Source organism: Actinoplanes sp. NPDC024001 (genome assembly GCF_040638955.1).
Taxonomy (GTDB): Bacteria; Actinomycetota; Actinomycetes; order Mycobacteriales; family Micromonosporaceae; genus Actinoplanes.
Genome location: NZ_JBEZZB010000308.1, coordinates 1 through 5140, shown reverse-complemented (window position 1 = coordinate 5140; position 5140 = coordinate 1). Strand labels below are relative to the sequence as shown.

Genomic DNA, 5140 nt, shown 5'->3' with positions numbered 1-5140 from the left:
TCGCTTCTTTCCCACACTCTCCATGATGCTGGACATCCTCCCGGAGACCCCAGGTCCCCTGATCTTGGATGTCCGTCAAAACGGGGCAGGCCCAGGCGCCTTGACGTCGCGGGTGCGCCGGCACAGCCGCTCAGGCCACATATGTTCCAAGGCATGCCGGCGCAGCGCGACCACTGCTGGAGCGACCTCGCAGGTGATGTGCAGCGCTCGGTCGACTCGGGTGGCGGCGAGGGTTCGCTGCACCGACGGTGACGGCGCCGCGAGCGCGAGCAGCAGCCCGAGGGAGCGTGCCCGGTGATGGGCGCGAAGCAGCACACCTAGGCAGACACAGTCGATCAGGGAGACGTCGGACAGATCCACGAGGACGTCCGCAGCCCGCTCGAGTCCGCCCTCCAGGCACGTCTGCAGCGCCGGCGCCACTTCGGCGTCCAGATCGCCTTGGATCCGCAGCACCGTCGGGCCCGCCGGATAGGCGCTGCGCACCGACCACTGCGCTGCGGCGACGTTCAGCACGGCCGCGCCCATGGCACACCTCCGATTTCGCCGTCATGTCCCATGCTCGTCCGTGGGCATGGCGCTTGCGGTCCAATGCTGTGAAGCTTCAGTGACGATCAGCTACGACGGCGGCCGGCTGCCCACCAAGCAGGCGTTTGCTGGGCCAGCCGCTGAGCGGGCCCAGCAGTGCCAGCAGCGCGGGCATTAGCAGAGAGCGGATCAGCACGGCGTCCACCAGCACTCCCACCGCCATGGTGAACGCGAGTTCCTGGAACGGCTGCAACGGAATCAGAAACAGCAGACCGAAGCTGACCGCCAGGACCACCGCCGCTGTGGTCACCGCCCGCGACGATGCCGGCGTCGCGATGATCAACGCCTGCCGCATCGGCTGCCGGCGTGCCTCGTCCCACACCCGGCCGACGGTGAAGATGTTGTAGTCGGAGCCGAGGGCGACCAGCAGGACCGCGGCCGCGAAGGGCACATAGAAGGTGAGCCCATCGTCGCCGAGCAGGTCGACGAACAACCACGTGCTGAGGCCCAGCGTCGCGGCCAGCCCGAGCAGATTGAGCGCCAGCAACAGCACCGGTGCGATCAGCGCCCGCAGAAACAGGACCAGCATCAACAGGTTGACCACCAGCGTCGCAACGATGATCCGTTTCAGGTCGGCGGTCGTGCGTGCCATGACGTCGGCGGCCACGGCACTGTCTCCACCAACACCGGCGCTCGCGCCGGACAATCCCGCGCTCGCCAGCAGGCCTGGCAGATCCTTCTGCAACGCCGACACCGCCGCGATCCCGGAGGCACCCAAGGGTGAGGTTTCCAGAACCACCAGGAAGCGTGCCGCCGCACCATCGCGCGACAGCACCAATCCCAGTTCGTCCGGCAAAGGCTGATCAGCCGGCCCCACCACCCCGGCAACCTCGGGCCGCGCGGCCAGCATCGCCTGCAGGCGGGCGAGCGCGTCCCGCTCGCGCGTCACGCCGGGTCTCTCCACCAACACGACGGTGGGTGACACGATGCCGTCGGCGAAGCCTTGCCGCGCCGCGTCCGCCGCCTGGCGTACCTCGTTGTCAGCCGGCAGCGAGCCGACGAAGGACAGGCCGAGGCTGAGGTCGCGGACGGGCACCGCCGCGAGCGCCAGCAGCGCGGTGCCTGCGCACAGGATCACCGCGGCGTTGCGCGGCCGCACCAGCCACCGTGTCCGCCGGCCGCGGCGCGCCAGCGCCGCCCGGTGCCGCACGCTCAGGCGTCGCCGGTGCCCGCCGGGCCAGAAAAGGTACGGTCCCAGGATCGCCATGAGAGCGGGCACCAGCGTCGTGGCCGCCAGAAGGCCGACGAGTACGGCCAGCGCCATGCCCGGCCCGAAGGCGTGGAACAACGGGAACCGGGCAACCAGCAGCACACCGGTCCCGGCCGCCACTGTCAGGCCGGCCACGGTCACGATGGTCGTGGTGTCCTCGGTCGCTCGTGTCGCCGCCCGGCGACGGTCAAGCCCACCGGCGAGAGCCCGTCGCATGGCGACCAGGTAGAAGACCACGTAATCGGTCACGACGCCCAGCAGCAACGCGATGAGCAGCGGCGCGACCTCGGGCGGGACGGAGACGTGCAGCATCCACCCGAGGACGCCGGCCACGTCGAGCAGGATCAGAGCGGCGGTTCCGGCCGTGATCAAGGCGACGAACGGTGCCACCGCCGACCGGAAGGCGACCGCGACGATCAGCAGGACTGCCGCCAAGGTGGCGATCTCGGCGGTGTGTACCGAACGGCTGACCACGCGGCCTTGTTCGACCTGGGCCGGCAGCGTGCCGGTCACGCCGATCACGTGGTCCTCCGGCCCGAAGTGGTTGTCGACAAAGCGGTGGGCGGCGGCGATCTGCGTTCCCAGGCCGACGTTCGGCGGCATGAACAGCAGCGTCAGGATGGTGGTGTCGCGTTCCCGGCTGCCGGGGAACAGTCCGGCCGTGTTCGTCAGGGGTATCGCACCGAGGATCGGACCGGCATCGGCGTACTGGCCCTGGGTGACCGCGGCAGCCCGCGCGACCGCCTCGGCCTGCGTGAGCGGGGTGAGACCGCTCGGGTGGTGCTGCACCACGGCGACACGGCTCAGCAGCGGGAACTTGAAGCGGGCGAACGACGCCAGCTCGGTCTGGATCGCTGGGTTCTCGAGCGAGATCAGGCCCTCCACGCCGCTCCCCCGGTTCGGCGGTTGGTAGCCGGCGGCCACCACAGCCAGCAGCAGCCAGACCGACACGATCAGCCAACGGCAGCGGACGACGGCGCGCGCGTAGGCCGCGGCAAGGCCGCGAGGCCGGCGTCCGGCCGGCCCCTTCGCGTGGGTTCTCACCTTCGTCCCCGGGCGATGGATGTCAGCGGGTGCGGTTGAACAGCCAGGTCATTGTGGGACCGTTCTGGCGCGTCTGCACCTGCAAGGCATCAGCGGTGCAGCTGTAGGTGCCACCGCGCAGGATCGGCAACACGTCCAGGGCGTCGCCGGTCTGGGGCAGGTCCGTGCCGGTCAGTTCGCCGACGGGGGCGTCGTCGAGCAGGGTGACCTCGAACGGTTCGCTGAGTTTCACGGTGGCCCGCAACCTGTTGTCACCAGTGCCCGTCTGCGGCCGCCAGGTTCCCGGCGTCTCGCCGGTGGGCTGCTCGAAACGGACGGCGGCCCGCAGCGATCCGGCGTACTGGATCTGTCCGCTCAGCTCGGTGTTACCGAACTCGCCGGAGAAGCTCACCGGTTCGGAGCCGGTGAAGTCCACCGCGGTGACGCCGTCACCGTTGACAGTCATCACCGCGCCGGTGCCGCCGGCCACCCTGCCGGAAGTGGTGCCGAAGGCACCGGAGGCGCGGACACCGGTGACCCGCCAGGATCCGATCACACACGCTACGTCGGCCGGTTGCGCCGATGTGGTGGGTGATGCAGAAACCGACGGGGCGGGTGCGGGGAGTGAATCGGCGTTGGTGGGGTCCTCGGTGTCGCCACACGCGGCGCCGGCCATACCGAGGAGCAGGCCGAGGCAGAGGATCGGGGGGATTCGGGTTGTCATGGCGATCGCCTCCGAGAGCGGGCAAGCTGTGTGCTTGCTTTCTTCCCAGCGGACGCGACAGAGTCGACCCGGTTGCGTGACGCTTCGATTACACCGTGCGAACCGGTCGGGTCACGGCAGATCGAGGGCTTGCAGGGTCACGAGAAACGGCTCAGTCTCGAACTCGGCGTAACGCCGCGAATCGGCGACAAGCGCGTACTCGTCGGCGTAGGCACGGTAGCTGAATATCTGCAGGCTGCCCGACACTTCGACCTTTTGCCCGGGGCTAATGATCTGTTTCTCAGCGCACAGCACGAGCAGCGACCCGTCACCGTACCCGGGGCTGTCCATCTCGAAGGAGGTCGGACCGATGACGTCGGTGACCGTACCGCTCGCCGTGATGGTCTCGCCGATGATGTCAGCCCCGGTCACAGGCAGCACCGTGGGACTCGATGCTGCTGTGCCGGTCGACGGCAGGCCGCGTTCGGCCGTTCCGTCGCCACATCCACTCGTGACTGAACTCATCAATCCGGCACAGCACAGTGCCGAAACGCGGCGAAAGGCGTAACCCATGATCTTCTCCTTCCGCACGGCGGTCGCCAGGACGTCGGTGCGCCGGCAAGCCGTCGAGTATCGCTGCTGAACGGGACCCTTCCTGCGGTTTTCCGCGAACATCGCTGGCAAACACCGAGCCGAACCTTGTCACGGCTTCGTCACATCGGCCCCTGTCACGCCGGACGGGCACGGGCTGGCGGTGGCGGCCGTCAACCCGTGCCCGTGGCCCTGCGGTGAAGCTGTAGATCTGCCGATGTGATCCCGGACAAACGCTATCGGTGCCGGCCCGGCGGGCCGTCAGCTGAAGAACCCACGCGACGACGGCAGGTAACCGGCTGCCCAGTAAGGCGTGTAGCCGTAATAGCCGTAGAGGTTGGCGAGGTCTTTGTCGCGGTCGACGAGTTCCGGGGCGTAGCCCGGAGCGGCGGCCACCTGCGCCCGGGACCGGTCGATACCGACCGCCTCATCGGTCACGCGCTCGACGGTCTCCACCGGCAGGAACAACGGTGTCGCACCGATGCCAAGCAGCCCGCCGTGTTCCACGCGCAGCAGCCGGACCTTCCGGTGTTCGGGATCGATCAACAGGTCGTCGACCTCGCCGATCTCGTTGCCGTCACGATCCAGCACGGTACAGCCACGGATGTCGTCGGCCGGATCGGCAAGCGTCTGATCGCTGTCACCCAGGCGCATCAAGGTGCCGGATTCCACGTTCATGGTTCCTCCATTCCCTCCGGCGACGAGCCGGGGAATCACGGATGCCATTTACGGTTCCGTCCGCAACGCTAGGGAGCGGGATTCGCGGTTGCCGCACAGAAAGTTGTCGCTTCCGTGACAACGGGCCCGGCGACCGGTTCGTCCGTTCTGATGCCGATCGTGCGCTCGGTGCGCGCGCTGCGCCTTGTCTTCGCGTTGAAGGTGCTCAGCCACCGTCGTTCCGCGACGCGGCACGGGGTGACACCGCAGGACAGAGCTAAGACCGCATCTCATTTGGGATGGTTGCTGGTCAACAGGTTCTGCTTGGCGGCGCGGCGGTAGCAGATGACAGCGCACGCCAGGCGCAGGAA

At 68.4% G+C, this 5140-nt stretch carries 5 protein-coding genes; all 5 read right to left on the bottom strand.

What is annotated here, in order from left to right; genetic code table 11:
- Positions 1-75: 75 nt before the first annotated feature.
- The 5 genes from AB0F81_RS50245 to AB0F81_RS50225 all read right to left on the bottom strand — a co-directional run bounded on the left by AB0F81_RS50245 (position 76) and on the right by AB0F81_RS50225 (position 4790).
- Entirely contained in the window at positions 76-525 is a 450-nt protein-coding gene (locus AB0F81_RS50245; protein ID WP_360211405.1) for an STAS domain-containing protein, read from the bottom strand.
- Positions 526-601: 76 nt separating this feature from the next.
- Positions 602-2719: an MMPL family transporter gene (locus tag AB0F81_RS50240; RefSeq protein ID WP_360211403.1), complete on the bottom strand. Its 2118-nt coding sequence runs from the start codon at positions 2717-2719 to the stop codon at positions 602-604.
- 142 nt (positions 2720-2861) lie between these two features.
- Positions 2862-3542: a hypothetical protein gene (locus tag AB0F81_RS50235; protein WP_360211401.1), complete on the bottom strand. Its 681-nt coding sequence runs from the start codon at positions 3540-3542 to the stop codon at positions 2862-2864.
- 111 nt (positions 3543-3653) lie between these two features.
- Positions 3654-4094 (bottom strand): hypothetical protein, encoded by a 441-nt coding sequence (locus AB0F81_RS50230; protein WP_360211399.1) that lies wholly within the window; start codon positions 4092-4094, stop codon positions 3654-3656.
- A gap of 279 nt (positions 4095-4373) precedes the next feature.
- A complete protein-coding gene (locus AB0F81_RS50225) occupies positions 4374-4790 on the bottom strand; it encodes a PRC-barrel domain-containing protein (protein ID WP_360211397.1) in 417 nt (138 codons plus the stop codon).
- Between the last annotated feature and the right edge of the window lie 350 nt (positions 4791-5140).